This window comes from Sphaerisporangium aureirubrum (assembly GCF_042658925.1).
In the GTDB taxonomy this organism is placed as follows: domain Bacteria; phylum Actinomycetota; class Actinomycetes; order Streptosporangiales; family Streptosporangiaceae; genus Sphaerisporangium; species Sphaerisporangium aureirubrum.
The window spans coordinates 96,175-119,325 of record NZ_JBHSRF010000007.1; the positions used below are offsets into that span (position 1 = coordinate 96,175).

The 23,151-nt window shown below is 70.6% G+C and carries 32 protein-coding genes; 1 reads left to right on the plus strand and 31 read right to left on the minus strand.

The window, feature by feature from the left end; translation table 11 throughout:
- Nucleotides 1-55 precede the first annotated feature (55 nt).
- The 14 genes from ACFP1K_RS07570 to ACFP1K_RS07635 all read right to left on the minus strand — a co-directional run bounded on the left by ACFP1K_RS07570 (nt 56) and on the right by ACFP1K_RS07635 (nt 9,553).
- On the minus strand, nt 56-481 hold the full coding sequence (locus ACFP1K_RS07570) for a hypothetical protein (protein ID WP_380748407.1): 426 nt from the start codon (nt 479-481) through the stop codon (nt 56-58).
- Complete coding sequence (locus tag ACFP1K_RS07575; protein ID WP_380748409.1) at nt 478-3,849, minus strand: hypothetical protein; 3,372 nt, start codon at nt 3,847-3,849, stop codon at nt 478-480. The genes ACFP1K_RS07570 and ACFP1K_RS07575 overlap by 4 nt, the downstream gene beginning before the upstream one ends.
- Complete coding sequence (locus tag ACFP1K_RS07580; protein WP_380748411.1) at nt 3,846-4,250, minus strand: hypothetical protein; 405 nt, start codon at nt 4,248-4,250, stop codon at nt 3,846-3,848. Before ACFP1K_RS07580 ends, ACFP1K_RS07575 begins: the two co-directional genes overlap by 4 nt.
- The gene (locus ACFP1K_RS07585; protein ID WP_380748413.1) at nt 4,247-4,642 is read right to left on the minus strand and encodes a hypothetical protein; all 396 of its coding nucleotides are present in this window, start codon (nt 4,640-4,642) and stop codon (nt 4,247-4,249) included. The genes ACFP1K_RS07580 and ACFP1K_RS07585 overlap by 4 nt, the downstream gene beginning before the upstream one ends.
- Nucleotides 4,639-4,839, minus strand: coding sequence for a hypothetical protein (locus tag ACFP1K_RS07590; RefSeq protein WP_380748415.1), 201 nt, complete (start codon nt 4,837-4,839; stop codon nt 4,639-4,641). The genes ACFP1K_RS07585 and ACFP1K_RS07590 overlap by 4 nt, the downstream gene beginning before the upstream one ends.
- Complete coding sequence (locus ACFP1K_RS07595) at nt 4,839-5,237, minus strand: hypothetical protein (RefSeq protein WP_380748417.1); 399 nt, start codon at nt 5,235-5,237, stop codon at nt 4,839-4,841. The genes ACFP1K_RS07590 and ACFP1K_RS07595 overlap by 1 nt, the downstream gene beginning before the upstream one ends.
- Nucleotides 5,234-5,674: a hypothetical protein gene (locus ACFP1K_RS07600; RefSeq protein ID WP_380748419.1), complete on the minus strand. Its 441-nt coding sequence runs from the start codon at nt 5,672-5,674 to the stop codon at nt 5,234-5,236. Before ACFP1K_RS07600 ends, ACFP1K_RS07595 begins: the two co-directional genes overlap by 4 nt.
- Nucleotides 5,667-6,209, minus strand: a complete 543-nt coding sequence (locus ACFP1K_RS07605; RefSeq protein ID WP_380748421.1) for a hypothetical protein — start codon at nt 6,207-6,209, stop codon at nt 5,667-5,669. The genes ACFP1K_RS07600 and ACFP1K_RS07605 overlap by 8 nt, the downstream gene beginning before the upstream one ends.
- Nucleotides 6,206-6,790, minus strand: a complete 585-nt coding sequence (locus ACFP1K_RS07610) for a hypothetical protein (protein ID WP_380748423.1) — start codon at nt 6,788-6,790, stop codon at nt 6,206-6,208. Before ACFP1K_RS07610 ends, ACFP1K_RS07605 begins: the two co-directional genes overlap by 4 nt.
- Nucleotides 6,787-7,029 carry a hypothetical protein gene (locus ACFP1K_RS07615; protein WP_380748425.1) on the minus strand — a complete coding sequence of 81 codons (243 nt, stop codon included), beginning with the start codon at nt 7,027-7,029 and terminating at the stop codon, nt 6,787-6,789. The genes ACFP1K_RS07610 and ACFP1K_RS07615 overlap by 4 nt, the downstream gene beginning before the upstream one ends.
- Complete coding sequence (locus tag ACFP1K_RS07620) at nt 7,026-7,367, minus strand: hypothetical protein (protein ID WP_380748427.1); 342 nt, start codon at nt 7,365-7,367, stop codon at nt 7,026-7,028. The genes ACFP1K_RS07615 and ACFP1K_RS07620 overlap by 4 nt, the downstream gene beginning before the upstream one ends.
- Nucleotides 7,364-7,645 carry a hypothetical protein gene (locus tag ACFP1K_RS07625; RefSeq protein WP_380748429.1) on the minus strand — a complete coding sequence of 94 codons (282 nt, stop codon included), beginning with the start codon at nt 7,643-7,645 and terminating at the stop codon, nt 7,364-7,366. Before ACFP1K_RS07625 ends, ACFP1K_RS07620 begins: the two co-directional genes overlap by 4 nt.
- A complete protein-coding gene (locus ACFP1K_RS07630) occupies nt 7,642-8,823 on the minus strand; it encodes a hypothetical protein (RefSeq protein ID WP_380748431.1) in 1,182 nt (393 codons plus the stop codon). Before ACFP1K_RS07630 ends, ACFP1K_RS07625 begins: the two co-directional genes overlap by 4 nt.
- 94 nt (nt 8,824-8,917) lie before the next feature.
- Nucleotides 8,918-9,553: a GIY-YIG nuclease family protein gene (locus ACFP1K_RS07635; RefSeq protein ID WP_380748433.1), complete on the minus strand. Its 636-nt coding sequence runs from the start codon at nt 9,551-9,553 to the stop codon at nt 8,918-8,920.
- Nucleotides 9,554-9,724: 171 nt separating this feature from the next.
- On the opposite strand from ACFP1K_RS07635, the gene ACFP1K_RS07640 reads away from it, so the two are divergent.
- Nucleotides 9,725-9,988, plus strand: a complete 264-nt coding sequence (locus ACFP1K_RS07640; protein ID WP_380748435.1) for a hypothetical protein — start codon at nt 9,725-9,727, stop codon at nt 9,986-9,988.
- 11 nt (nt 9,989-9,999) lie between these two features.
- Here ACFP1K_RS07640 and ACFP1K_RS07645 read toward each other — a convergent pair whose 3' ends face one another.
- The 17 genes from ACFP1K_RS07645 to ACFP1K_RS07725 all read right to left on the minus strand — a co-directional run bounded on the left by ACFP1K_RS07645 (nt 10,000) and on the right by ACFP1K_RS07725 (nt 23,151).
- Nucleotides 10,000-10,194, minus strand: a complete 195-nt coding sequence (locus ACFP1K_RS07645) for a hypothetical protein (RefSeq protein WP_380748436.1) — start codon at nt 10,192-10,194, stop codon at nt 10,000-10,002.
- A 405-nt stretch (nt 10,195-10,599) separates the two neighbouring features.
- Nucleotides 10,600-10,869 (minus strand): hypothetical protein, encoded by a 270-nt coding sequence (locus ACFP1K_RS07650; protein ID WP_380748437.1) that lies wholly within the window; start codon nt 10,867-10,869, stop codon nt 10,600-10,602.
- Complete coding sequence (locus ACFP1K_RS07655; RefSeq protein ID WP_380748438.1) at nt 10,866-13,790, minus strand: Helicase associated domain protein; 2,925 nt, start codon at nt 13,788-13,790, stop codon at nt 10,866-10,868. The genes ACFP1K_RS07650 and ACFP1K_RS07655 overlap by 4 nt, the downstream gene beginning before the upstream one ends.
- The gene (locus ACFP1K_RS07660) at nt 13,790-13,939 is read right to left on the minus strand and encodes a hypothetical protein (protein ID WP_380748439.1); all 150 of its coding nucleotides are present in this window, start codon (nt 13,937-13,939) and stop codon (nt 13,790-13,792) included. The genes ACFP1K_RS07655 and ACFP1K_RS07660 overlap by 1 nt, the downstream gene beginning before the upstream one ends.
- Nucleotides 13,936-15,033: a hypothetical protein gene (locus tag ACFP1K_RS07665; RefSeq protein ID WP_380748440.1), complete on the minus strand. Its 1,098-nt coding sequence runs from the start codon at nt 15,031-15,033 to the stop codon at nt 13,936-13,938. The genes ACFP1K_RS07660 and ACFP1K_RS07665 overlap by 4 nt, the downstream gene beginning before the upstream one ends.
- Nucleotides 15,030-15,608: a hypothetical protein gene (locus ACFP1K_RS07670; protein WP_380748441.1), complete on the minus strand. Its 579-nt coding sequence runs from the start codon at nt 15,606-15,608 to the stop codon at nt 15,030-15,032. The genes ACFP1K_RS07665 and ACFP1K_RS07670 overlap by 4 nt, the downstream gene beginning before the upstream one ends.
- The gene (locus ACFP1K_RS07675; RefSeq protein WP_380748442.1) at nt 15,605-15,952 is read right to left on the minus strand and encodes a hypothetical protein; all 348 of its coding nucleotides are present in this window, start codon (nt 15,950-15,952) and stop codon (nt 15,605-15,607) included. Before ACFP1K_RS07675 ends, ACFP1K_RS07670 begins: the two co-directional genes overlap by 4 nt.
- Nucleotides 15,953-16,210: 258 nt before the next feature.
- Nucleotides 16,211-16,402 carry a BldC family transcriptional regulator gene (locus tag ACFP1K_RS07680; RefSeq protein WP_380748443.1) on the minus strand — a complete coding sequence of 64 codons (192 nt, stop codon included), beginning with the start codon at nt 16,400-16,402 and terminating at the stop codon, nt 16,211-16,213.
- Nucleotides 16,399-16,857 carry a hypothetical protein gene (locus tag ACFP1K_RS07685; RefSeq protein WP_380748444.1) on the minus strand — a complete coding sequence of 153 codons (459 nt, stop codon included), beginning with the start codon at nt 16,855-16,857 and terminating at the stop codon, nt 16,399-16,401. The genes ACFP1K_RS07680 and ACFP1K_RS07685 overlap by 4 nt, the downstream gene beginning before the upstream one ends.
- Complete coding sequence (locus ACFP1K_RS07690) at nt 16,854-17,285, minus strand: hypothetical protein (protein WP_380748446.1); 432 nt, start codon at nt 17,283-17,285, stop codon at nt 16,854-16,856. Before ACFP1K_RS07690 ends, ACFP1K_RS07685 begins: the two co-directional genes overlap by 4 nt.
- Nucleotides 17,275-17,805, minus strand: coding sequence for an RNA polymerase sigma factor (locus tag ACFP1K_RS07695; RefSeq protein ID WP_380748448.1), 531 nt, complete (start codon nt 17,803-17,805; stop codon nt 17,275-17,277). Before ACFP1K_RS07695 ends, ACFP1K_RS07690 begins: the two co-directional genes overlap by 11 nt.
- A complete protein-coding gene (locus ACFP1K_RS07700; protein ID WP_380748450.1) occupies nt 17,802-18,338 on the minus strand; it encodes a hypothetical protein in 537 nt (178 codons plus the stop codon). The genes ACFP1K_RS07695 and ACFP1K_RS07700 overlap by 4 nt, the downstream gene beginning before the upstream one ends.
- Nucleotides 18,338-19,240 carry a phosphatase domain-containing protein gene (locus ACFP1K_RS07705; protein ID WP_380748452.1) on the minus strand — a complete coding sequence of 301 codons (903 nt, stop codon included), beginning with the start codon at nt 19,238-19,240 and terminating at the stop codon, nt 18,338-18,340. Before ACFP1K_RS07705 ends, ACFP1K_RS07700 begins: the two co-directional genes overlap by 1 nt.
- The gene (locus tag ACFP1K_RS07710; protein WP_380748453.1) at nt 19,237-21,543 is read right to left on the minus strand and encodes a hypothetical protein; all 2,307 of its coding nucleotides are present in this window, start codon (nt 21,541-21,543) and stop codon (nt 19,237-19,239) included. The genes ACFP1K_RS07705 and ACFP1K_RS07710 overlap by 4 nt, the downstream gene beginning before the upstream one ends.
- A gap of 40 nt (nt 21,544-21,583) precedes the next feature.
- Nucleotides 21,584-21,862 carry a hypothetical protein gene (locus ACFP1K_RS07715; protein ID WP_380748455.1) on the minus strand — a complete coding sequence of 93 codons (279 nt, stop codon included), beginning with the start codon at nt 21,860-21,862 and terminating at the stop codon, nt 21,584-21,586.
- Between the two features lie 75 nt (nt 21,863-21,937).
- Complete coding sequence (locus tag ACFP1K_RS07720) at nt 21,938-22,912, minus strand: hypothetical protein (RefSeq protein ID WP_380748457.1); 975 nt, start codon at nt 22,910-22,912, stop codon at nt 21,938-21,940.
- Complete coding sequence (locus ACFP1K_RS07725; RefSeq protein WP_380748459.1) at nt 22,912-23,151, minus strand: hypothetical protein; 240 nt, start codon at nt 23,149-23,151, stop codon at nt 22,912-22,914. Before ACFP1K_RS07725 ends, ACFP1K_RS07720 begins: the two co-directional genes overlap by 1 nt.

The following is a 23,151-nucleotide window of genomic DNA, read 5'->3' on the forward strand; positions in this document are numbered from 1 at the left end:
GGTGCGGTAAGAGGGCTGTTTCAGGGGGGTGGCGAGGCAGTGGACCGCAGCCCTGTCAGGGCCGCATGTCGTCGGGGATCGGCACACCGGGCGCGGCCTGGACGTGCCGCGCGTCACCCAGGGGGCGGTGGCAGACGCAGTTCCCGGCGCCGCTGTGGATGTCGCGGGCGTACACGTGCGGCCGCCTGTACTGGCTGGGGAACGGGCCGGCGGCGCCTTCCCACCCGGGGATGGCGGCCTTGTCGGGCTCGCACTCGGCCTCGCCGCCGAGGGGCCCGCGGTCGCGATCGGCGACGAGCCAGGTGCGGTTGCCGTCGACCGCGACCGGTCGGCCGGGAGTCCAGTACGGGATGGCGCTGTCCTGCCCTTCAGGGACCATGGGCTGGCTGCCGGTGAAGTCCTGGAGGACGTGGCCGCAGCGGGCGCACTGTTGGTAGAGGCCACCCATCTGGGGTTCGCCGGCGACGTGGATGGTGATCATCGGTGCTCACCGCCGGTGCCGTTGATGGCGCGGGCAACGCGGAGGGAGTACCGGTTGCCTACGCCGGCCTGGCCGGCCCACCTGGTGGCGTACTTCAGCCACTCGGCGAGGGGTTCGCGGGCGGCGAGCAGGGCTTCGAGTTCGGGTTCGGGTTCGCCGCGGACGCCGCAGTCGTTGCAGATCGCGACGGGCTCGGTGGAGGCGGCGAACCTACGGAGCTTGGCGGCGGCTACGTGCAGCTCGTCCGCGGACGGCTCGCTGGGCAAGTGGAAGGTGATCTTGTTGCTGCGGTGGGCTGCGGCGGTTGTCCCGCTGTCGTGCCGTGAGACCAGGTAGACGCTGGCGTCGGGTTCACGTTTCTGGGTGTGATCGGCGACGTCCCGGGCGTGGGAGATGCTCTCGAATCGGTGGCCGGTGTTGCGGTCGCCGGTGGGCCCGAGGGTGACGATCGCGTGCTGCCCGATCCGCAGTGGGGGTGCGGCGGCCAGGATTCGGTGGCCGAGCTCGACGTTGGTGCCGATCGAGGCAGTTGAGGGTGTCGTCGTGGGTCCGGCGGCGAACGGGCGGAGCATCTCAGGCACGTCGTCAGGAGTCACGCCGAGGTGGCCGTGCAGGAGGCCGAGGACGTAGGTGTGGTCGGGCTCGGCGATACGCGCGTCGGCCGAATTGCGGGAGTCTCGGATGGCGGTGGCCCAGCGGCGGAGCTCCTCCTGTCTCGCTGGGGCAGGAGGGCAGCCGTCGGCCTCGGTGTCGTGACGGTCGAGCCAGTCAGCGAGGAGGCCGAGCGCGGCGGCGCTGGGAAGGGCGGCCTTGGGGATGATCGCGTAGTTGCGCTTAAGGCTCTCGATGACGGCGCCGGCGTCTGGGAGGGAGTAGTCCCGGGGTGGGACGTACTGGTCGGCGTCGCCGGTGGCCGTGGGTGGCGCGGCGGGCCGGGTGACGCGGATGACGGTGCCGAGGTCGACGTCGCTGGCCCACTCTGCGTGGAGGCCTGCGGCGGTGAGCGGGGCGACCCAGTCCTGCAGACCGTCGGGCAGGTGGGGGGTGCCGGGGGCGAACTCGATGAGGGCCTTGCCGGGGAGGGGGTGGATCACGGCGGTGCCGAAAGCTTCGAGCCAGGTGGTGCCCACGGGGGTGTGCCGGAGGACCGCGCGGTAGCCGGCGCGGGCGAGGGCGGTCCAGGCGGCGGCCGCCAGGTCGGTGTTGACGGAGTCTTGAGCCGACCACTTGTAGGAGGGGAGGTCTCTCGGGTCGCAGTTCGGTGGTTCGACGACGGGCGGGGTGGCTTGCGGTTCGCCGGTGTAGGTCTTCGGGCGGCCGTGCGGCGGGGCGTCGCGCATGGTCGTGAGGAGTTGGCGGGCGGCCTGGAGGTGTGTGTCGTCGGATGATTCGGTGGCTGCGTCGAGCGGGTACCGCGGGAGCTGTTCCCACGGCAGGGTCATGTGGGCCTGCATCCACAGGACCCCAGGCTGGGTCCCGTGGAGTTCGCTGTACGCCTCCTCCTCGGTGACGCGCGGGGTGTCAGGGGTCGGGGGCTCGCCGTCGGTGATGGCGTACTCGCAGGTGGCCGGCGCGGCGTGGTAGCGGGCGAGCTCTCTCTCGGCCCAGCGCAGGCGGGTGAAGAGCTCGGGCAGGGCGTCGTGCAGGCGCCGCTCGGCCCCACGCTGGTCATCGACGAGCTTCGCGTTGAAGGCCTGGTCGAGCAGTTCCTGGACCTCGTCGAAGTCGAGCAGCTCGGGGGGATCCTCGGGGTCGTGGTCGCCGTCGTGGAAGTCGTTGAGGCCGATGTCCGAGGTGCTGGGCGAGGTGGTGCTACTGGCGTCGGAGGGGTCCTCGGCCCAGACGCACAGGGCCACGCCGCTGTCGGGGGTGCCGGTCACCTCGGTTTCGAACCCGGCGGCGTTGAGGGTCGCGGCCCAGTTCTGCAGGGTCTTCGGGTCGCGATAGGTGCCGGGGCTGAAGGTGACGAGCGAGGAGCCTTCGCCAGGGATTACCAGGACGGCCCCGGGTGGGGGGTCGATCGGCCATATGCCGTCTGGGATGTGGGCGTTGTACCCGGCGGCGGTGAGCGCGGCCCGAACCTTGACGAGGTGGGTGGCGTCGGCTGGGGGCGGGGTCGGCTTATCGGTGGGGGCGATGCCGAGGACGGTTTCGATGTGGCGGTGGAGGGGGCGCAGCGTGTTGGCGCGGTCGTGATCGCCGTGCGCCGCTGTGATCGTTTCTGGGATCTGGGGGGTGCCTGGGATACCCGGGGCCAAGGGTTCCGGCTCCTGCGGGGCCTCAGGGGTGCGCGCGGCGGCGCGTGGGGTGATGCGGAGTGCGACGGGTGCGTCGGGGTTGCGGACGGTTTCGACGTCGAAGCCGTCGGCGGTGAGCGTCTCGGCCCAGGGTTCAAGGGTCTGGCGTTGGGTCGCGGCCCAGGGGGCGTCGGCGAGGGCGGTGCCGCGGGCGAGGGTGACCAGGACGGCGCCGGGCTCGCGACTGAGCTGGTAGCCGTCACCTGTGGGTGAGTCGATGGCGGCGGTGGCGCCGGCGTCGGCGAGGGCGACCCAGACGGCGGCCGCGAGCTCGCTGATGTCCAAGGTGGGCTTGCGGACCTTGTGGATCAGGGTGGTGATCCCCCGGGAGGATGTGCGGGACAGCGTGTGCCCGGCGGCGTTGCGGGTGACGACCCAGACGCTGGCCTGGTCACCGTGGAGGTTTCGGAGGTGGTCAGCCCTGGAGTAGGCGTCGTCGAGGTGGTCGTAGATGATGCCGGTGTTGCGGTCGCCCTCGGGGGTGAGGACCACGATCGCGTGCTTTCCTTCGCTCAAGTCGGGCGCGGCGGCGAGTACGCGGAGCGGGATTTCCCGATGATCGTTGCGCGGCGCTGTGATCGTTTCTGCGGCCTCGGGGGATCCTGGGATACCGGCGGGTGGGGCCACGGGCGCCTGCGGGGCCTTGGGGGCGCGCGTGGGGCCCTCCTGGGATGATCGCTCCGCCCCGGTTTCGGTGGTGAGCGGGTCGGCGCTGTAGAGGTTCACGGTGCGGACGGTGCGGTGCACCAGCCGGTACCCCTCCTCGCGCAGCGCCTCGACGAGGGGCCACCCGGCCCGCCGGCCGAACGCCTCGCCCACGCCTTCGAGGTCGCCCAGCTTGACGTTGCGCAGCGCCGCGGCGAGGACGGCAGCGGGGTCGGGCACACCGGGGCACTCGTCGCGGTGGTGCCCGTGGGCGGTTGCCTGGGGCGGGTGGTTACTGCCGTGGTGGACGCAGTCGGGGTCGGCGTTGGCCGGGTCGACCAGGCCGCACGCCTCCTGGGGGCAGGGGCAGCGGTTCTCGGTGCGGTGGCCGGTGGCGTCGACGCTTCCGTGGTGGTTGGGGATCACAGGTAGGCCTCTCGCGCCGTGGGCGTCGGGTGCTCGGTGTTCAACTGGTCGGCGGCGACACCGAAGGCGAAGACCGCCTTGCGGATGCGGTGCGCCTGGATGCAGTCGCGGCACTCGCCGGCTTCGGGCGGGGCGAGGTCGTGCGTGGGGCAGCGACCGCTAGCGCCGCGGAGCGCCTCCTGGGCGAGACGGAGCACGGTCTCGAGGTCGGTGCCGCCGGGGCAGTCGTCTGGGACGTGGCCTTGGCGCATGCTGCGGGGCATGTGGTTGCGGCCGTGCTGGTCGCAGTCGGGGTCGGCTCGCTCGAAGGCGACGAGGCCGCAGGACTCCTGCTGGCAGGGGCACCGGTCCTCGATGGTGTGGCCGCTGAAGGTGCGGCCGCGGTGGTATCCGTCGCTCACGGGCGGTCCTTCGTGGTGGCGGGCTGGGCCTGGGACGTCAGCTCGGTGAGGGGGCCGTACTCCGAGAGCAGGGCCGTGGTCGTGTGGGCGCCGCCGGCCGCGGTCTCGTGCTGCTCGGGGTCGTGGTTCCGCATCCGCCAGCGGCGCAGGTCCTCCGGGCCGGTGGAGGGCCGCTCCCAGATGTCGCCGTCGAGGTCGTACACGGCCGTGACGCTCGTAGGGATGTCCTTGCCGGGCGCCCACGTGCGGAGGTCGGGGTCGCGGTCGGCGCGGACGGCGGCGACGAGGCGGCGGGCGATGGCCTCGACCTCTGGGGCGGGGGCGTGGGCGGCGCGCAGCATGCTGATGAAGCCCGCCCAGAGCCGGGCGTCGTTTCGCGGTTGGGGGGTCACGGACGCTCCTCGGCGGTGGGAGTGGGGGGCCAGGTGCCGGCCTCGATCTGGGCGAGGCGCTGCTCGAGCAGCGCGGTGAGGCGGGTGATCCGGCGGTCCCAGCTGGCGCGCTCGCTGCGGGCCTTGGCCAGGTCTGCGCGGATCCCCTCGGGGCTGGCGTGTTCGGTGACCAGGTCGGTGACGGGAGGAGCAGGCATCAGAACCGCCACCACCCGTCGTAGCCGTCGGGGATGGCCGGGTAGCCGTCGAGCATGGGGCGCAGCAGCGCGAGGTGCCGCTCGATGACGTCGGGCTCCTGGGCGCCCCAGTACCTCTGGCCGTCCCAGCGGCCGTCGCAGTCGCCGCCGTACCGGCCGTCCGCGTGGCGCTCGAGGAACTGCACGGCGTCGGCGGGGCGGTCGTCCTGCAGGTCCCAGAGGGTGCCGATGCAGGCGACGGTGGTGCCCTTGCGGCGGCGGAACCACACGGCGTCGATGCGGCAGTCATAGAAGACCCGGCCGGAACCGGGCATGGCCTCCCTGAGGGTGAAGCGGAGGCTGGTGAGGTCGACGGCGTAGGGCCGCTGGGAGATCAGGAACCGGGGATCGCGGATCATGCGGGCGCACCGCCCCGCTGACCGTCCGTGGCACAGCCCTGCTCCCACCGCGGGCCCACGCGGCGCCACCGGCACTGCCCGGCGGCGACCGCCTGCTCGACCGTCCACCGGGAGCCGTCGGCCACGATGGTGCCGTTGAACGCGATGGCACCTTCGTCGGACAGCGCGACCAGGCGGCCGCAGCCGCACTTCGCGCCGGTCAGGACCCGCTCGGCGAGGGCCTGCGCGGCTGCGGCCGGGCCGGGGTGGTTCTCCACGCCGACCCGGGTGCCCTGGTACCGGGCGTGGGCGTACCAGCCGGCCTGCTCCATGGGGACGTTGTCGTGGAGGTAGCCGATCTCGAAGTCGCGGGCGCCGGTGCGGCCGACGAGGTCAGCGCACGCGACCAGGGTGTCCCGGTCCTCGGACGGCAGCTCGTTGAGCAGGTCGTTAAGCACGGGTGGTCCTTTCGGCGACCTGGGCGAGGTGCTGGCCGACGACACGGTTGTGCCGGGCGTCGGCCAGGGCGTTGTGCTCACCGTCGCCCTGAGCGGGCAGTCGGGGGTTACCGAGGCGGTGGGCTTCCTGCCGCAGGTCGTTGGTCCACATCGGGATGCCGTCCGGCAGGTCGCTCATGGGGCCGTACAGCCAGGCGAGCATCACGTGAGCGAACGCGCCGTACCACGCCCACAGCTCGACGTCGGGGGTCGCCACGATGAAGTCCCGGACCTCGTGGGCGATGACGGATAGCGGCTTCACGGCGTGGTAGTCGGGGTGGTCGAGGTCCCAGCGGAGGTTGCGGTCGCCGTCGACACGCAGGGGCAGGTGCGGGACGACGTTCGCCATGACCCAGGGGTGGCCGGCCAGCTTCCGCAGGTTCATCCGGTCGTGGATGGCGTAGTACTCACGGTCGTCAGCGGCGACCAGGCCGATGGAAATCGGCATGATCGTGTAACCGTTCTCGTGGAACTCGGTGTCGTACCAGATCTTCACGGGGTGTCCTTGGGGATCAGCGCGGCGCGTGCGGCCGCGGCGCCGCGGGCGGCGGCATGCTGGTGGTCCTCGGTGTGCTCGGCGGCCGCCGCCACGGTGGGGTCGTCGGCCGGTCGCGGGAGGTGGACGAGGTAGGGCCAGCCGCAGCGGCCGCTGCGGTACCGGATCCCGAACTCGGCGGCGTGCCAGTGGACCCGCTCGCACCAGGGGCAGGTGACGACGGCGAGGCGACGCCCGGGGCGCGACCCTGGGGTGCCGATGACGAGGCGGGCGGTGACGCGCCGGGCGATGATGCAGACCTCGACGACGTCGGGGTTCGCGGTGTGGCTGCACACCACGGCGCACCGGGGCTGGCACAGGCCCCGGCCTTCGGGGTGCTTGCAGATCAGGCACGCGGGTTCGCAGTCCTCGGCCTGGGATTCCTTCGACCGGCGGGGACGGGACGGGTGAGTCCGCGGCCGCGGGGCGCGCTGCACGGTCCGCGGTTCGGGCAGCACCGGCGGGGTGGGGTCGGGCTCGTCGCCGGGAACGCCGAACAGGGCGTCCTGGCCGTCGACGACCGCGGCGGCGCGGCGGCTCATGCGGAGCCGCCTTCGGGGTCGACGGCGAGGACCTGGCGGGCGTTGGCGGCGCGGCGGTCGGCGATGACGTCGGGGTCGCGGCGCAGCGGCGGCCGCCACCCGGGCTTGGAGATCCGGTCGGCGATGATCCGCAGCACCAGGTCGTTCAGCGAGACCTCGGCGACGTAGGGCTGGAGGTCGCGGCGCAGGCCTTCGCGGAGGTCGCGGAACGCCTGGGTGATGTCGGGGTCGGAGCTCATCGGGGCCTCCGGGTGGGGGACGTGTCGGGGTCGTCGAGCAGCACGCTCAGCAGCTGCGTGCGTTCGTCGTCGGTGAGCACCAGCGGCGCGGTGATCTCGTTGACGAGGTCGCGGCGCGAGACGATGACGGCAGCCGGGTCGTGCGCGGTGAGGGTGCAGGAGTGGTCGGCCTGCAGGCAGTTGCCGCATTGCATGCGGCCTTCGGCGAGGTCGGCGGTGTGGGCGAGGCACAGGTCGCGGGTGGCGACGTGCTCGTGGGGGCATCCCGCGGTGACGGCACGGGCCGCGGTGCGGGTGCAGGCGGTTCCGCTTGTGACGTCGAAGCCGATGCACTTCACGGCGTCCTCCGGGTGGGGAGTAGCAGCGCGTCGGCGGCGTCGCGGTCGGTGGACCGCCGCTCGGCGGTCACTGCGTCGACCAGGCCCGATTGCCGAATGAGGGTGTGGGTCCAATCCAGGAGCGCGAGGGTCCAGGCGGCGCGGGCCTTCTCGTAGTGCAGGCCGCCGGGGGTGCGCCGGGCGACGTCGTAGGCCGATGCGGTGCTGTCGAGGGTGGCCCGAGCCGCGCGCAGGTCGCGGTCGGCGGCGTCGCGGGCCGTCTGGGCGGAGGAGGTCATGGTGTGGGCTCCGTCGGCGGCTTGGTGATGGCGGCGCGGGCGATGGCGGCCCCGCGGGCGTTGGCGGGGTTCTCGCGTTCGCCGAGTGGCGGAAGCGTGCCGCCGATGACTTCCGTCACCGGGCGGCTGTTGGCGCTGGATGACGCGTGGGTTCGGCGGGGCTGGTGCCACCAGGGGCCGTCGTGTTTGACCCGGCCGGGGGCCTGGGTGTTGGGGTCGTTGGCGACGGCGAGGATCGCGGTGCGGATCGCTGGCCATGGGCGTTCGGCGACGGCTGGGGCGGTCAGGGCGCGGGCGATCGATTTGCTGGACCACTCCGGTCGGATGGCGCGGACCTCGGCTACGAGTGCGGTGACGCAGTCCCGGTGGTCGTGGGGGTGATCGTCCTCCCCCTCCTCCTCGTGGGCGGTGCCGTTGCCGGGCGGTTCCGGTCGATCGCGTCGGGGGGTAGGGGGAGGTGTCTCTGTCTCTGTCTCTGTCTCTGGCGATCGCTCCCGACTCGCAGACCGATTCGCACCCCGATCAGTGGGGCGATCGGTGGAGCGATCGGCGTCAAACCCGTTGAACTGCGGCGATGCGTTTTCGGTGTGGGATTTGTCTGTTTCGCCGTGAGGGTCTGGTGAGGCAACGTCGGCCTCTTCGCGCGGCGTTGAAGCGCCGGGGGTTGACTCCGCCTTGGCGTCGTTACCTTTGCGTGATGCGTTTTTCGGCGGCCGTGATCCATCCGTGACCCAATCCGCGGTTCCCTCAGCAGCCGCGGCGCGACAGAAACGGCACCCGTCCTTGAAGATCCCCTCACGCACATGCCAGCGCCGATGGTTCCCCAGGGAGCCACCCGACTGCTTGTCCTCGACGGCCTGCATCACCTGCGCCTTGGACTTGTTCCGCTTGATGTAGGCAGGGATGACGTATCCGCCCTCGACCCGCTGAAGGAGCTGAGCGTCGACAAGCCGATCGGCGTCCCGTTTTCCGTGCTTCGGAGGGTCGGGGTAGACCAGGATCGGCAGCTCTTCGTCGGGGACGAAGCCGTCGGTGAGATTGCGCTTGGCGTAGCAGATCATCTGGACGAACAAGTCCCGGCAGGCGCGGGCGTCGCGGCCATACCGGAACAGAGCGCGGACCTTGGGGTCCTCGCTGTGGTTGACCGCGAGCTCTATATAGATCTCGCCGCGTGCCATTCGCTCTCGCTCTCGGGGGGTTCGGAGGGGGTCGGGGGTCACTCCCGTCGGGTTCGGCGCTGTTTTCGGGGTAAGGAGTGCGGGGCGGTGAGCATCAGCGGGTGGTCCTCCGATTCAGGTAGGGCTTGTGCTCGGCGAGAAGCCGCTCCTCGAGCACGTAGGCGGCCTCGCGGTCAGCGCAGGGGTACGCGGCCCAGCGGACGAACTGCTTGGTGCGGGCGTGGTCCTGCAGGCGGGTCTTGATCTTGTGGGTGCTGCCGACGTAGCAGGGGACGTTCTCGGCGTCGAAGAGCACGTAGACGACGCTCTGGCCGTCCGGCGGCCGGTGACCATTGCGGATCGGGTACTCGCCGCACCAGGAGCCGTTCGGCCCGTTGGGCTTCCAGCAGGGGTTGCCCTGGGATCGCCTGACCAGCTTGGCGAGGCCTGTGGGATGTAGCCCGATCTGGCAGGTCCACACCCACGTGAAGGGCGGCCGGTAGTAGTAGCCGGGTCCGCCCGGGTGCTCGCGCCACACGATGCCGCGGTACCGCTGATAGAGCGCACTGAGGCTTTCGACGGTAAGCCGGCCAGCCCGGTAGTCGGTGCCCGCGCGATGCAGCAGCTGTTCCTCGGCCTCGATCTGGGTGGTGATGATCCGGTCGATTCTTCGGATCAGCATCGCGATGTGGTCGAGCGTTGCCTCGTAGGGGCTGAGGTCTCCTTCATCGTCGCCAGCGTTTTCGGGCATACCTGATAGACGGGCCATAGCCTCCCCTTTCTCGTGTGCCACGTGCCCCAGAGCATGCCACACCCTGTGGCGCAGTGCGAGGCATGACATGTTGCAATAGGGTGTGGCACACTGGGAGACATGGACGTTGGCCAGCAGGTATTGCCACATGCTGTGTGCCACGATGAGGCCATGGACGACGAGCGCCGGAGACGGCTGCGACGGCTCGGCCGCATCTACCGCGCGGCGATGGAGGCTGAGGAGAAGGCCCGCGCCGAGCTGGCGGCCGAAGTGCTCACCGCCGTGGAAACCGACAAGGAACCGGTGGGCGAGGTCGCCCGCGAGATCGGGTTCGACCGCGAGTGGATCCGCCGTGCGCGCCTCCGGCGAGACGAAGACGCGAAGAAGGCTGCTGCGAAGAAGGCCGCCGAGCAAGAGGCCGCCGGCAAGTCGTGATGCCGGCCAGGTCAGAACAGCCCAGGCTGCGCTGTGTCCCTGAGCGGCTCCTCGACGATCGGCCCGCCGGTTTCGTACGCGTGCTGCCGGTGCCGGTTGGCACAGTGGTTGCAGGTGAGGGCGGCGTAGTAGGTCTTGCGCGGGACGCGGCCGGAGATGATGAGGGTGGCCGGCCGCGGGCACGTTGAGCAGTAGGAGACCCACACTCTTCCCCCTGACCATGGTGTTTCCGTGATTTGTAGGGAAAATGGGGGAAAGCGCTGACCTGCAACGTTGCTCGGCGGTGGGCGTGTTCGGGTGCGGCCGGAGGGATGTGGGCAGCGGATTTCCGCTGGTCGTCACGGCTTTCCGTGATTTCCCTACAATGCGGCGGAACGTCAAGGCGCGCGTCGGTGCTGTGTCACACCGATGACCGGCGTTTGCGCAGGTCAGGCGATAATCGTGTATCCCCTTGGATGTTCTATGGTCGTCTGACCTGTGCTGATGCGCTGCAGGGAGACGTCCCGATTCGAAGGGCCTGCCGTATTGGCAAGAATCGTTGCAGGTCAGCGGGATAGTCCAGAATCCAAGGGCGTTCTGTACAGTCGGCATGGCCAAGGTGGCGGTGCTGATCATCGGTCCTCCTTGGTGTCGATGTGGAGGACCAGGCCGCCGGCCAGCCGCACGGGACCGCCGAGGGTGATGTGGAGGCGTGCGGCGTCGGCGGCGGCCGCCGGGGTGAGGCCGGCGGTGACGAGGCGGCCCATGAGGTCGCGGATGCGTGCCTCGGTGAGGGGCCATACCCGGGGGTGGCCGCTGCCGCCGCGGGTGTGGGGCTGCAGCCAACCCTGGCGAATCCAGTGGTCCACCTGGCGGTAGGTCGGTCCGGTCGTCATCGTCATCGGCCTGCCTTCCGCAAGGACGTGAGGAGTTCCGCGAGAGGTGGCACGGGCCGCTGGTCGGGCGCGGTGAGGTCGCCGACGCGTTCGGCGAGGCCAGCGATCGCTCTGGCGTTCCGGCGCGTGATCATGTCCTTGTCGAACTGGAATTGGTTCGCGTAGCCGAGTTCTCGGCCTATCCAGCCGACGCCGAATCCGCGCGCGATCAGGCGGTTGATGATCTCCCAGGTGGGGCCGGCGTCGATGGTCTCGTTGTCGGCGTGGATGAGCCGGCCACGGCTCCCCATCTTGAGATTGCGGGTGCAGGCGTCTGCGGTGGTGGCCAGGAGTGCGGTCTCGTGCGGCCGGGCGATGGTCGCCTGGCCGCCGGCGATTTGCTTGATGACGCCGACCGGCACCCCCGACGCGACGGCGATCCACGTGCTCTTGACGCCTGCCCGGTGTAGCGCTTCCAGGTGCAGGCGGGCCGCTCCGGAGGGCACCGGGTCGGTGATGCGGCGCCGCTCGGCCAGGCGTTCGCGATCGGCGGCGCGGCGCGCCTGGAGGCACTCGGCGCACGGGCATCCGGCGACGATGCCTTTCGCTGTGCCGTGCGGGTGGCCACCCAGGTCGAGGGGTTCGCCGAAGTCTTTTTTCACGCCCGTGCCCGTCCATGTCCAGCCGGGCAGGGCCTTCAAGCGGCGCACGTGTTCTGGGGTCAGCTGCTGCCTGCGGTGCAGGTAGCGTTGCCTGGCCACCCACTGGCCGAGCTTGATGACGATGTCGGGCAGGGCTTCCTCGTGGGAGCCAGGAGGTGCGGCGTGCCCTTCCCTGTCGGTGTATCGGCGCAGCGCGGAGAACGCCAGGCGCCAGCGGGTCTCGGCGATCCGCCACTGGAACACCGGCGCGCCTTTGCGGCCCCGAGGTGTCGCGGCGGCGATCTCGTCGGGCAGGGCTGGATGCAGGTGGCCGGTGATGTTGCGGCGTAGTACCGAAAGGACCCACCGGCCGAGCGGCAGGTCGTCCTCGCGGTGGTCTTCGGGGACGTCTGCGTGCTTTTCGAACTCGCAGAACTGTCTTAGCGCCTGGATCAGCGCGACGTCGCCCGCGGGCAGCCCGCGGTCCCAGCTCCACCCGGGCAGGGCCTCGAGCCGTGTGGCCAGTCTCGGGTCGAGTGTGCCGTCGCGGTAGAGCTGGCATTGGGTGGCGACCCAGATGCCCAGGGGCTTGTTCGGAGCGGCCCAGGCGCCAGCGTAGATCGAGGGGGCGTCGGCCGGTTGGTTCAAGCCGCCGCGGGCTGCGGCCAGCTCGGAGAGGGCTGTGAAGGCGCGGTTCCAGTGGGCTGAGGAGTAGTCCCAGGCCCAGCCGGGGACGGCTTCCAGCCGACGGCCTCGGTCGGGGTCCAGCACGCCCTTGCTGTGAGCGATACGTTGCTGGTAAGCCCATTTGCCGAGGCGTTCGCCCTTCCAGACCAGGTCGGCGGAGACGTAGCGGGCCCCGCCGGTAGCGGCCGCGAAGTCCTGCAGCAGCGCGAAGTAGCGCTCCCAGGCGAGCCCGGAGTCGCGGACCAGGCGAACCCGCAGCGCGGCAGAGTCGATCCCTTCGGGCATCAGGAAGTGGATCCGGTCCAGCGGGGCGCTCGGCCCGCGGGGGGTGATCTCCCGGGCAGCGGTGTCGAGCTCGCGGACGAATCGTTGGTCGTGGGCGCGTAGTGCCCGCAGCACGGCCCAGACGTGGGCGAATCCAGAGCTGGCGAGTGCGCTGTCGTCGTCGTCATCGGGGTCGACGGCGACCGGCAGGATGATGGTGCCCATGGTCTTGCCTGGGGCCGTGCGCAGCACCCTGCCGATCGCCTGGGTGATGGCGATCGGGGAGTCGTGCGGGTCGGCGAAGATGATGCCATCGACGGCCGGCACGTTCACTCCCTCGGCGAGACAGCGGGCGTTGGTCAGCAGCCGTGGCTGCGGGGTGTCTTGGCCGAGCCAGGTCAGTGCGTGTCGGCGGTCGTCGGCGGCCATGTAGCCGGAGACGTGGCGGGCTGCGAGGCGTCGCCCGTCGGCGAGCTGGGCCCCGTCCATGAGGTCGGCGAAAGCTTTTGCCTTAGCGACGCGGCCGTGGAAGGTGATCAGGCGGCGGATGCCGAACTGGTTCAGCGCGTTCACCAGAACCGCGGGCAAGGTCTCACCGACTCGGCCGGTCCCGGGCCGGTGCCCTACGACGACGACTCGGTAGTCGCAGAGCAGACGGGCGTCGATCGCTTCGCCGAAGGTGAAGGTGTGGGCAACGGGGCCGAACACCGCCTCGTCGTCCATCGACAGGACGTCGTCGGCGCCGGTCACGATTTGCGGTGTCGCCGTGGTGAACAGCCGGCGGCGAGCGCGGATGCGTTGCCCGTTGGTTGGGACCTGGAACGCGGCGGCGGGCAGACCCGCGAGACGGTGTGCCTCGTCGCCGATCATCAGGTCGAACGGGTCGGCGCCGGCCAGCTGCTGGGCCCGTTCGACCACTGGGCTGGAGTGGTAGGTGGAGAACACCACCTGCGGCCGGTCTGGGTGCCGGTCTGTGAGGAACCGGGCGACTCGGGCGGGGGAGGTGGTCACCTCGGCGCGGGAACGGGCCCAGAACGCCGCCAGGTCCTCGCCCCGGGTTTCCTCCTCGCCGCGTTCGGCCTTGCCAGTGGCGGTGGCGGGATCGGAGCACACCACGATGGCTTGGAAGGGCGGGCCGGTGCGGCGCCATTCCTGCAGTGTCTGGGCCACAAGCAGCAGCGAGGGGAGCAGCACGAGGGTGCAGGCTGCTCCGGTTCGCGTGGCATGCCATCGGCAGGTGAGGGTCTTCCCAGTGCCACATGCCATGACCAGCTGCGCGCGATCGTGGGTCGTCCAGGTCTTGTCCAGCGCTTCCAGCGCGGCGAGCTGATGCGGTAGAGGCTGCAGCAGCGTCATCACCACTCCCCCTTTCGGGCCCAGCGGAGGGCGAGGAACGGCACGATGCAGATGTAGATGGCGTCATCGGCGCTGTAGCCGCCGACCCACCAGTCGCGGGGTTCGAACCAGAGGGTGAGGCGGCCGGCGGCCGCGAGACGGGTCTTCATGACGCGGCCCCGAACAGGTCGAGTTGCTGGGACGCGGTGATGACGAGGGGCGGTGGGTCCGCGGCCGCGGGCTGGTCGTCGTACCCGAGGTTGGCGATCGCGGCGAGCCGGGGGTGGAGCCTGGCGTACTCGTCCTTGCTGAGGACGCCGGCCAGGAGGGAGTCGCCGACGGCGATCCGCGGGTGGAACGGCGGGATCCGGTCGAGGCGTAGGACGGGCAGGAGTCCGGCGCGGTGCATGAGGTCGCCGATGGTGATGACGGTGCGGAGGCGGGCGACGGCGGCGGTGAGGGGGTCGAGTTCGCAGCCGTCGACACCGGCGATGATGCGGCGGGTGGCTTCGCGGGGTGTGAAGGTGGGGCCGCCGGTGGCGCCGGTGGTCTTCATCTGCCGCGGCTGGAGCGTCCCGGTGGTGTACCACTCCCAGAGGTAGTCGATGGTGCGGGTGAGGAAGTGGCCGGTGCCGCAGGCCGGGTCGATGGTGCGTAGTAGCTCGCCGCGGAAGGTGCCGGCGGCGCGCACGAGGGTGAGGTCGAGGATGCCGTCGGCGACCCACCAGGGTGTCTGGGCGTTGCCGCCGCCTCCGCCGCCGGGCCGGGTGTCGCGGAGGTACTGCAGGATGTCGCCAGGGAGCCAGCCGGTGATGGACCGTGGGCCCTGGTCGGTGTCATATTCCAGGGACGGGGCGTCGCCGCCCCACCATTCGATGAGGTCGCGGCAGGCGGCGTCGGTTGGGGTGTGGTCGTACAGGGCGCTGTAGCGGGGGTCGAGGAGGCAGCGTGTGGCGGGGTGGGCGGCGAGGGAGTTGATGGCGGCGGCGAGCCATCCGCGGGGGCCGTCGTCGCGGTCGAGGACTTGGTGGCGGAGTTCGGGGGTGATGTTGCGGAGCCATGGGATGGTCAGCAGTTGGTGGTCCTCGGCCCAGGCGACCAGCACCGAGTAGTAGACCCACGCGGTTGCGGCCGGGCGGACTTCGTCGAGGCGGCCGTGGGCGGGGCGGGGCCCGGCCATGGAGGCAGCGAAGTCGTCGACGTGCCCGCGGAGGGCCCGAACGAGGGTACGGGTGAAGATGGCGTCGTCGACGGGGTTGTTCACGCGGGGGCCTCGCTCTGCGTGCAGCGGTCCTGCAGGGCGGTGATGTGGGTGGTGATGCGGTCGGCGAGCTCGGCGAGTTCGATGGCCTCGGGGGTGGGGTGCGGGAGGGCCAGGGCGGCGCCGAGCGCGGCGCGCAGGTCGTCGGCGAGGCGGTGGATGCGGCCCGTGGCGGCGTTGAGGCGCAGCAGGGAGATCGCGTGGGAGCCTTCGGGGGTGGCGTGGTCGGGGCGGGCCGCGGCGCGGGCGCGTTCGAGGATCACGGGGAGCCGCGCGGCGGCGGCCTCGGCTTCGGCCCAGCGGTTTTCGATCGGCCAGCGTTCTGGGCTGCGGCCAGTGGCTGCGGTGCGGACGAGCGCAGCGATCTGGCGTGCGAGCTCGGCCAGGAGGTTGAGGTCGCGTTCGCGGCCGGCGGGGCAGTTGATCAGTGTCGGGTCGGTGGCGTAGATGTCGGCGGCCGCGCGGAGGTGGCTAGCCACCGTGGCCAGCAGGGATGCTCCTCGTTCGGGGAGTTCGCGCTGCATGTGGTCGAGGGCGTCGGCCTTCTTCAGCAGTTCGGCGCGCGGGTCCCAGTTCATGCTCTCCCCCCAGGTGCCGGCCGGTGGTCGACGCACCCTGGCCACCAGGCGCGGCAGTCGGTGGCCGCGCCGCGGCTGATCCGGGTGGGGGCGAGGGTGCACTTGGGGAAGTCCCAGGCGTCGACTTGGCGCCAGTGGCAGTCGCCGCACCGGCGCCCGTTGGCCTTGCGGTCGTCGGCGGGCGCGGCCTCGGAGTGGAGGCGCAGGGGCCGGGTGAGCACGAGGGTCAGCGGGTGGATTCCGGCGGCGAGGAGATCGGCCTGTCGCCGGGTGCGACGCACGGCGACGGACTCGGTGTCGGCCGAGATCGGGTCGGGTGCGCCGAAGAGTGCGTCCTGGGGCATCAGGTGGCCGCCGGAGGTTCAAGGGGTTTGGGGGCGTCTGGGCATGGGTTGTCGGCGACGCAGTAGTGGCGTCCCCCGCAGTACTGGCCGGTGGCTTCAGGTTTCCCGGCGATCGCGGAGGGGGTGTGGGCTGGGCACCGGAGGCCGTTGATGTAGAGGCGGACGTTGCCGGTTGCGCCGCAGACCTTGTCGCCGTTGAAATGCCGACAGACCCGGCCGCTCGGGGCGGCCAGGCTGGGGGGCGCGGTGGGGGTGCGGTCAGGCACCCGGCTCCGGCTCTCCGCGTAGGAGGGCTTGGACGCTGCTCTCGCGGTACCGGCGGTGTCCGCCGGGGGTGCGAAGAGATGTGATGCGGCCGGCGGCGGCCCAGCGCGTGACGGTTTTGGGGTCGACGCGGAACAGCGTGGCGACCTCGCCGGAGGTGAGGAGACGTTCATCGGTCTGGTTCATCGGGGGGTGCTTTCTGCGCGGGGGCGTCGGGATCGGGGCCAGTCGGCGGCCATGTTCAGGCCCTGCAGGTAGAGCAGGCGGTCGTGGTATTCGGTGGCGCGGTCGCGTTCGGGGCAGCGGCGGGGGCCGCATGGCGCGCCGGGGATCGGGAGGACCTCGGTCGGTATCTCGTCGGGGCTGGCCTGGAGACCGAGGACCGTGAGGGCTTCGCCGCGGCCGTAGGTGGTCAGGCGGTACAGCGTGCGCGAGGGGTCACCGGGCCGGGCCGGGGGTTGCTGGGTGGTAGTGAGCCACTCGCTGTTGTGGAGGTGGGTGAGCCAGCGGCGGATGCGGCGGAGCTTCACCTGGATGAGGCGCTGGAGGGTGGCCACGTCGACGGTGGTGCCGGCGAGCAGTACGAGGAGCAGAACGTCGAGGTGCCGGGTGGTGCCGTCGAGGCGTGGTCGGCGGATCACAGGGCCTCACCGGCTTCGAGGGCTTCGGCCTTTTCACGTGCGAGCTGGGCGTACACGCTGGATCGGACCGGGATGGGCAGCGGGTGGGCGTCGAGGTAGCCGGCGAACTCGCGGAGCCCGGCGGCCTTGAGCTCGGCGCTGGCCTTGCGCTGCGCGGCCCGGATGATCTCGCTGTGGGCCTGGCGGCCGCGAGCGTCAGGATGGCCCTGTGCCCGGGTCTCGCCGACGCCGGGCACATCGACGACCGTGTAGCCGCCGAGGTCGCTGCGGGCCTGGCCGTCGGCGACCTCGTCGAGGGCGGCCCGGGTGGCGAGCGTGGTGAGGGTGGCGATCGCGCTGGGGTTGACCGGGGTGCCGTGGTAGTTCTCGGCGATGGCGCGTTCGACGGCGGCGTATACCCGGTCATCGAGGGTGGGTTCAGTGGACATGGGCGGCGACTTTCTTCAGCGCGCGGTGTTGCCTCAGGCGGGCCGCGCCGTGGGTGAGGCCTAGGACGTGGGCGGCTTCGACGCTCGACAGGGCGTGGAGGAAGCGGAGCCGCAGCAGTCGGTGGTCGACATCGGACAGCTGGGTTTGCATGGCGACCTGCGCCCGGGCGTACATGTCGCTCACCGCGGCGATGTCTGCGAGGTCTGGGGCGTCGTCGGCGAGCAGCCCGAAGTCCACCGATTCCAGGGGGACGGTGGGGCGGAGCGCTCTCAGGGCGTTGACGCTCATGTTGACCGCGATGCGGGTGACCAGGGCGAGGAACGGGCGGTCCGGGCGCCAGCGGGGCAGGCACGTCCAGGTCGCGATGACGGTGTCCTGGACGACGTCCTCGACGAGGTAGGGGTGCCGGCGGAGGCGGCTGCGGATAATCGTGGTGGCGTGGGCCCGGGCATGGCGGAGCAGCTGCTCGACGGCGGCCGGGTTGGTGGGGTCGAGGGCGAGCTGGTCGAGGTCGGTCATGACACCCGCCCGTCGATGGCGTCGAGGGCGAGGGTGGCGAACTTCCCGAGGTGCGCCGGGTCCAGGTCAGGCCACGCCCGAATCCAGGCGTCGACGATGCGGTTGTGCTGAGCCTCGCGGGCTTGGTCGGGCAGGAGGTCGCGCAGGGCTTGAGTCCAGCTGATGAACCTGATGGCGTGGGCGTCGAGGTAGGCGTCCGCAGGGAGCTTGTGGTTGGTGATGAGGATGCGTCGCTGGTCGCGCCAGGCGTGGCAGAGCCCGTGGCCGCCGCATTCCGCGCATGGGGTGGGGGTGATCCTGCCTTCGCAGGTGTCGCAGGTCTCGTCGAGGGTGACGTTCGCGCCGAGGTCGGTGAACCATTCGCGGGCCTGTTCGGGGTCGCGGCTGGTGAGGATGTACACCGCGTAGCGCTGCTGCAGGGCGCGCAGGCCGTCGAGGGCGCCGGGGGCGGGTGCGCCGAGGTTGCCGTCGCTGGTGACGGAGGCGATGCAGTCGAAGTCGATCGCGATGGTGTCGACCGGGCTGGAGGCCATCAGAAGTCACCGTCCGCGACCTGCAGGACGGTGAGGCCGAGCGCCCGCCACATAGCCACGACGCGGCGCCGGTCTTCCAGGGCGCACACGATGTCGTAGTGGTCGCGGACGTGGGCGTCGAACAGGTCGGCCTTGACCTGGTAGTCGGGGCGCTGATCGCCGGGTCTGCGCAGGTGCAGGCCCGAGATTCGCACGGCGACGTGCTGGTGGAGCCACCGAAGGGTGGCGTCGCGGCAGCCCTCGGGGCGGCTGGAGACGAACAGGATCCGGTGCCCGGCGGCCGCCAGCGCGCAGACGACGGCGATGACGGCGCGGTTGGGGAGGTCCTCGCCGACGCGGTCCCAGTCGTATGGGCCGCGGTCGTCGCGCAGGGCGAGGGTGCCGTCGATGTCGACGAGCACCGCGCGTGGCGCATCGGGCTCGGGTTCGTAAGGGCGCAGCGCGGTCGCGACCAGGCCCTCGGGCATGGGGAGCGGGAGGTCCCGGCCATGCAGGTAGCGGGTGTGCATGCCGCGGATGACGTCCTCGCCGACCCGGGGATCCCGGGCGGCGTCGCGGTCGATGCAGACCTGCAGGGGGACGTTGGTGAAGTCCTGAAGGTGGACGCCTGCGCCTGCCGAGCGGGCGAGGTCGGCGAGGTGTCGCACGGTGTCGTCGGACAGATTGGTGTCATCCAGCACGACATCGCTGCCCGCCGTGAGCAGGGCGAGGATCTGGGCGTCGCGGACGGCTCTGACCCGGGGTTCGGTGACGCCGTCGATGTGGGCGCCGTTGTGGATGGCGGCGCGGATGTCGTCGCGGTTGACCCGGGCGCGTGCGCCGGGGGCGTCGGCGACCCAGGCACGGGCCCAGGTGGTCTTCCCGCTGGCGGGCAGGCCGCGGCAGATGATGAAGGTGCTCATACGGCGGCCTCCGGCCGGGCCCATGGGGTCTCCACGCCGGGGTACAGGGCCTTCCAGACGTGGGTGGTGATGTCCTTGCCGGCGTAGAGCAGGAACAGCGCGCCGTAGTGCGGGTGGTCGCGCAGTTCGGCGACCATGCCTTTGCGGTCGTCGCCGTAGACGAAACGCGCCAGCTCGGCGAGGTCGCGGAGTTCGGCGGTGAGCCTGGCCGCTTCCTGGTGGAAGCCGTCGACCTTGGCCACCACCCAGGCATGGAACTCGTCGGGGAGGTCCTCCAGGAGCGTGCGCAGCCAGTCGGGGCCTATCTGCAGCACCCGGGCGCCGGTCGCCGGGTCCATGTCGAGGTAGGAGTTCCACCTCTTGGGGGTGGTGATGAAGTCCTTGCAGGCGTTGACCGCGCAGAACTCCCACAGTGCACGCGCGGTGAGCCGGCCGAGGACCGCGTGCAGATGGAGGTAGTCCTCCTGTTTGATCTTGACCATGTGGCCGGTGTCGAGCATGCGGACCACCAGGCCCTCGGCGCCGGGGCGTGGAGGCATCGCGAGCGCGTCCGCCAGGCTGCGCACGTTGAACACTGATGCCTGCGGCCCTGGCCAGCCCGACACCCAGTCGGGCCCTACGACGGTGCCGGTGGCGATGTCGACAGCGCCGAGCAGGAAGAGGTCGTCGGCGCCGCCGTAGTCGCAGACGATTCGGTTCTCCGGATAAATGATCTCGACGAGGACCGTCATCCCGTCTGGGGGCTCGAAGTCGCCGTACCGTTCCCGGAGCACCGTGGTGGCGTGGATGGCCTGCTCGGAGGTGAACGAGCTGCGGGTGGCGACCGCGTAGCCGTCCGACGTCGGGTAGAGAATCCCGAGGCTGTTGTGGACGAGCACACCGCGCGCCAAGTAGTTGTGCGTCGTGGTTGTGATGTCATAGCCGGTCCGGCCGCTGGGGAAGTTCCGCTCAGTCGGCTCGACCGGCGAGACCGTGACAACCCGGGCCTCCTTCGGCACGACGATCTCGTGGCCGGGGGTGGGCTCGATGTACGGCAGTTCTCGGTACCGCTCGGGGAGTTTGTAGCGCATCGACGGATGGACATGCGGGGCGATGGCCTGCCACATGGCCCGGATCTGCTGACGGCGTCCGGAGTTGATGACGAGGGACCAACCCCGATCTCGTATGAGGTGGTAGCTGATGCCGTACATCTCGCACAGGCGCTCGCCGAGACGGCGCACGTCCTCCTCCTGGAAGGAGTGCGTGGCGAAGGAGATGCGGTCGGCTTGCGCCTTGAATTGCTGGCGGTGGCCGTCGTCCATCAGCCACTTTGCGACCGCGTGATCGTCCATCCATGACAGATCGGCCGGGACGCGCTTGACGCCGTCTGGGTACCACTCGCGCCACAGATCCCCCAGCCCCTCGTACTCGCGCGAGCCCGCCCAGAGCAGGCGACTTCCGTGGCCCGATCGGGTGTCGGAACGGCGGGCGCCACAGTCACCCAGAGATTTGCGCAGCGATTCGACATACTCGGCCTGCTTCTCGCTGTGCACCTCCTGATACCTGGCCTGCCCGGGCTTCGAAGCTGAAGGCATGAGGCAGCCGTCGCCGAGGAGCGACGCGCGGGCCAACCGAAGTACCTCGTCACTTGGCCGCCACGTCTGCGTGATGACCGTGTCCCCCGGCTTGATCTCGCACGCCGGCCGGTACTCGCCGTTGACCATGACGTGGTGGTTGACCGTGACGCGTAGCCGGTTGGCGTGGCCAGCGGCGCCGGACGCACGGGAGACCCGGCAAGCTACCTCGATATCGAGCCAGTGATCCTTGCGGCCGTTCTTGTGCCAATCGGTCACCGTGGCGGGGACGAGGTCGCCTTGCTCGTCCATCCCGACCAGCGTGACCGGCAGTCGTTTGTTCACGACCTCCTCGATCGTGATCGTCCCGCCGCCCCACAGATTGAGCGTGGTCCCGCGCGGGAAGCACCCGTCGAGTTTGTCGATGACCTCGGCCGGTGCGCTCAGGTCGAGCGTGCCGGCGTGCGACTCGAAGTGGTTGAAGAACTTCTGGTAGGGGCGGGCCACGATGATCCCGTGGTCGTCGACGACCAGGCCACGGCACAGCCTGGTGACGGCGGTCCAGGCCTGCCGGTAGATGGCCTGTTCGGTGTAGTTGTAGATCCGCAGTGGCTCGGTGGGGTGGCGCTTCTCGCTGATCAGGCCTTGGCGGAGGGTCTCGACGAGGTGGTCCAGGTCGAGCAGGTCCCCGATGTGCAGGTGCGGCTGCGGATCGAACATCAAGGGGGCGGCGTTGTCTTGGGTGGTCATGTTGAGGCCCCTGATCGGTGAGGGGTCGACAAGGGGCGATTCAGGCACGGGCGGTCTCCGGGGTGGTGATGCGGTTCTTGGCGGCTTGTACGGCTCGGCGGGCCTGGCGGAGCGCGGCGCGGTAGGAGTCGCGGTCCAGCTCGCGGCCTTTGTGGGCGTAGTGGACATTGCGGCGGAGCAGGGCGGGGAGCAGGGCCCAGTCGGGGCCGCACATGATGTGACCGGCTGGAATCTTGGTGGTGCAGCCGGGTGCGCCGCAGCGGCGGCGGGCCGGGCCCTTGGGCGCCGCCTTGACTGGGGTGGGGGTGGAGGTGGGCACGTCGGCTCCGGTGGATGTGGGGGCGCCGGGCCCCGCCCGATCAGCGAGGGCCCGGCGGAGATCAGCAGGGGTAGATCAGTTCTTCGGCGTGACGTTGACGGCGCCACCGTCGGTGATGACCACCTGGACGCGGCCGTCCTTGATGGCCTCGCGCAGGACATACGCCTGTGCGCCGAGGAGCTTGACGAGCTTCTCCATCGACTGGAGTTCGGTGTCGACCTTGGTGTTGATCTGCTGCTGGGCGGCGTTTTGCAGCTTCGCGGCCTGCTCGGTGGCCATCGCGTCTACCAGGACCTGCGGCGGTACGGGCTTTTGAAGGGTGATCCCGATCTGCCCGCAGTCCTGCGGCTTCTCCGGGGCCTTCGAGGCCTTCATCTCCTCCGCCGTCTGCGGGCCCGCAGGGATGAAGTTCGGTGCGCAGAAGAACTGCCCGCCGCCGGCTTCGGTGATGAACTGGCCGGCGAGCTGCCCGACCCGCTGCTCCCACTGCTGCTTGGTCGCCGGGTCGTTGAACAGTTTCTTCCACTCGAATTCCTGGGACGCGGCGTCCATCGCACGGTCGAGCGGCTGCTTGAAGTACACGTTCAGCATCCGCACCCACCCGGTCTCGTCCGGGTGGTCGGAGTCCGCGGTGTCGGTCTCTGTGCCGTAGAAGAAGGCGCCGTACTTCAGGCCGATCCGCTCGTGGAACTGCTTCAGCACGCTGCACGTGGTGTTGAGAGCGAACGTCGAGAAACCGGGCACGGTGAGCTGGACGTTGTCCTTCGACACCACGGTCAGCGGCTTGGACTCAGCGCCGTCTCCGCCAGAGAAATCAAACGTCCGCTGCCCGGCGGGGTAGGTCCACGAGTTGTCGCTGGTGCTGACCCCAGCCCGCGAGGACGCGCCGACGCACTTGGAGAACGTCGTGGCGGAGCCGCGGGCCGCGGAGTAGACGATGGACACCTCGTCCGGCTCGGTGTTGACGGACGCACCGGAGCACCCGGTGGCGCTTATGAGGACAATCGCCCCTAACGCGATCAGGAAGGCGATCTTGAGACGGCGGAACATCAGTTCTCCTTGTTGAGATGGGTGGTGATTTCGCCGACGAGCGCGATGGCTTCGGGATCGGCGGTGGCGGCGGCGATTTCCCGCTGCCGGGTGAGCAGGTCGTTGAGGAACCGCTTGTCGCGCTGGCGCTGCAGGCGGTCTTGGCGGGCGCGTTCGCGACGGGTGACGAGCCAGACGGTCACGATCACGCCGATCACGAGCGCGGCGGCCACCCCGATGGGGGCGATGGCTTTCCACAT

Coding starts and splice junctions, on each gene's coding strand:
- ACFP1K_RS07590 (WP_380748415.1), bottom strand. CDS start 4,839: ATGCCTGCTCCTCCCGTCACCGACCTGGTCACCGAACACGCCAGCCCC.
- ACFP1K_RS07695 (WP_380748448.1), bottom strand. CDS start 17,805: ATGACCGACCTCGACCAGCTCGCCCTCGACCCCACCAACCCGGCCGCC.
- ACFP1K_RS07725 (WP_380748459.1), bottom strand. CDS start 23,151: ATGTGGAAAGCCATCGCCCCCATCGGGGTGGCCGCCGCGCTCGTGATC.
- ACFP1K_RS07635 (WP_380748433.1), bottom strand. CDS start 9,553: ATGCCCGAAAACGCTGGCGACGATGAAGGAGACCTCAGCCCCTACGAG.
- ACFP1K_RS07610 (WP_380748423.1), bottom strand. CDS start 6,790: ATGAGCCGCCGCGCCGCCGCGGTCGTCGACGGCCAGGACGCCCTGTTC.
- ACFP1K_RS07595 (WP_380748417.1), bottom strand. CDS start 5,237: ATGATCCGCGATCCCCGGTTCCTGATCTCCCAGCGGCCCTACGCCGTC.
- ACFP1K_RS07680 (WP_380748443.1), bottom strand. CDS start 16,402: ATGAACCAGACCGATGAACGTCTCCTCACCTCCGGCGAGGTCGCCACG.
- ACFP1K_RS07570 (WP_380748407.1), bottom strand. CDS start 481: ATGATCACCATCCACGTCGCCGGCGAACCCCAGATGGGTGGCCTCTAC.
- ACFP1K_RS07700 (WP_380748450.1), bottom strand. CDS start 18,338: ATGGCCTCCAGCCCGGTCGACACCATCGCGATCGACTTCGACTGCATC.
- ACFP1K_RS07630 (WP_380748431.1), bottom strand. CDS start 8,823: ATGGCACGCGGCGAGATCTATATAGAGCTCGCGGTCAACCACAGCGAG.
- ACFP1K_RS07675 (WP_380748442.1), bottom strand. CDS start 15,952: ATGCCCCAGGACGCACTCTTCGGCGCACCCGACCCGATCTCGGCCGAC.
- ACFP1K_RS07650 (WP_380748437.1), bottom strand. CDS start 10,869: ATGACGATGACGACCGGACCGACCTACCGCCAGGTGGACCACTGGATT.
- ACFP1K_RS07670 (WP_380748441.1), bottom strand. CDS start 15,608: ATGAACTGGGACCCGCGCGCCGAACTGCTGAAGAAGGCCGACGCCCTC.
- ACFP1K_RS07705 (WP_380748452.1), bottom strand. CDS start 19,240: ATGAGCACCTTCATCATCTGCCGCGGCCTGCCCGCCAGCGGGAAGACC.
- ACFP1K_RS07690 (WP_380748446.1), bottom strand. CDS start 17,285: ATGTCCACTGAACCCACCCTCGATGACCGGGTATACGCCGCCGTCGAA.
- ACFP1K_RS07625 (WP_380748429.1), bottom strand. CDS start 7,645: ATGACCTCCTCCGCCCAGACGGCCCGCGACGCCGCCGACCGCGACCTG.
- ACFP1K_RS07710 (WP_380748453.1), bottom strand. CDS start 21,543: ATGACCACCCAAGACAACGCCGCCCCCTTGATGTTCGATCCGCAGCCG.
- ACFP1K_RS07655 (WP_380748438.1), bottom strand. CDS start 13,790: ATGACGCTGCTGCAGCCTCTACCGCATCAGCTCGCCGCGCTGGAAGCG.
- ACFP1K_RS07720 (WP_380748457.1), bottom strand. CDS start 22,912: ATGTTCCGCCGTCTCAAGATCGCCTTCCTGATCGCGTTAGGGGCGATT.
- ACFP1K_RS07660 (WP_380748439.1), bottom strand. CDS start 13,939: ATGAAGACCCGTCTCGCGGCCGCCGGCCGCCTCACCCTCTGGTTCGAA.
- ACFP1K_RS07640 (WP_380748435.1), top strand. CDS start 9,725: ATGGACGACGAGCGCCGGAGACGGCTGCGACGGCTCGGCCGCATCTAC.
- ACFP1K_RS07615 (WP_380748425.1), bottom strand. CDS start 7,029: ATGAGCTCCGACCCCGACATCACCCAGGCGTTCCGCGACCTCCGCGAA.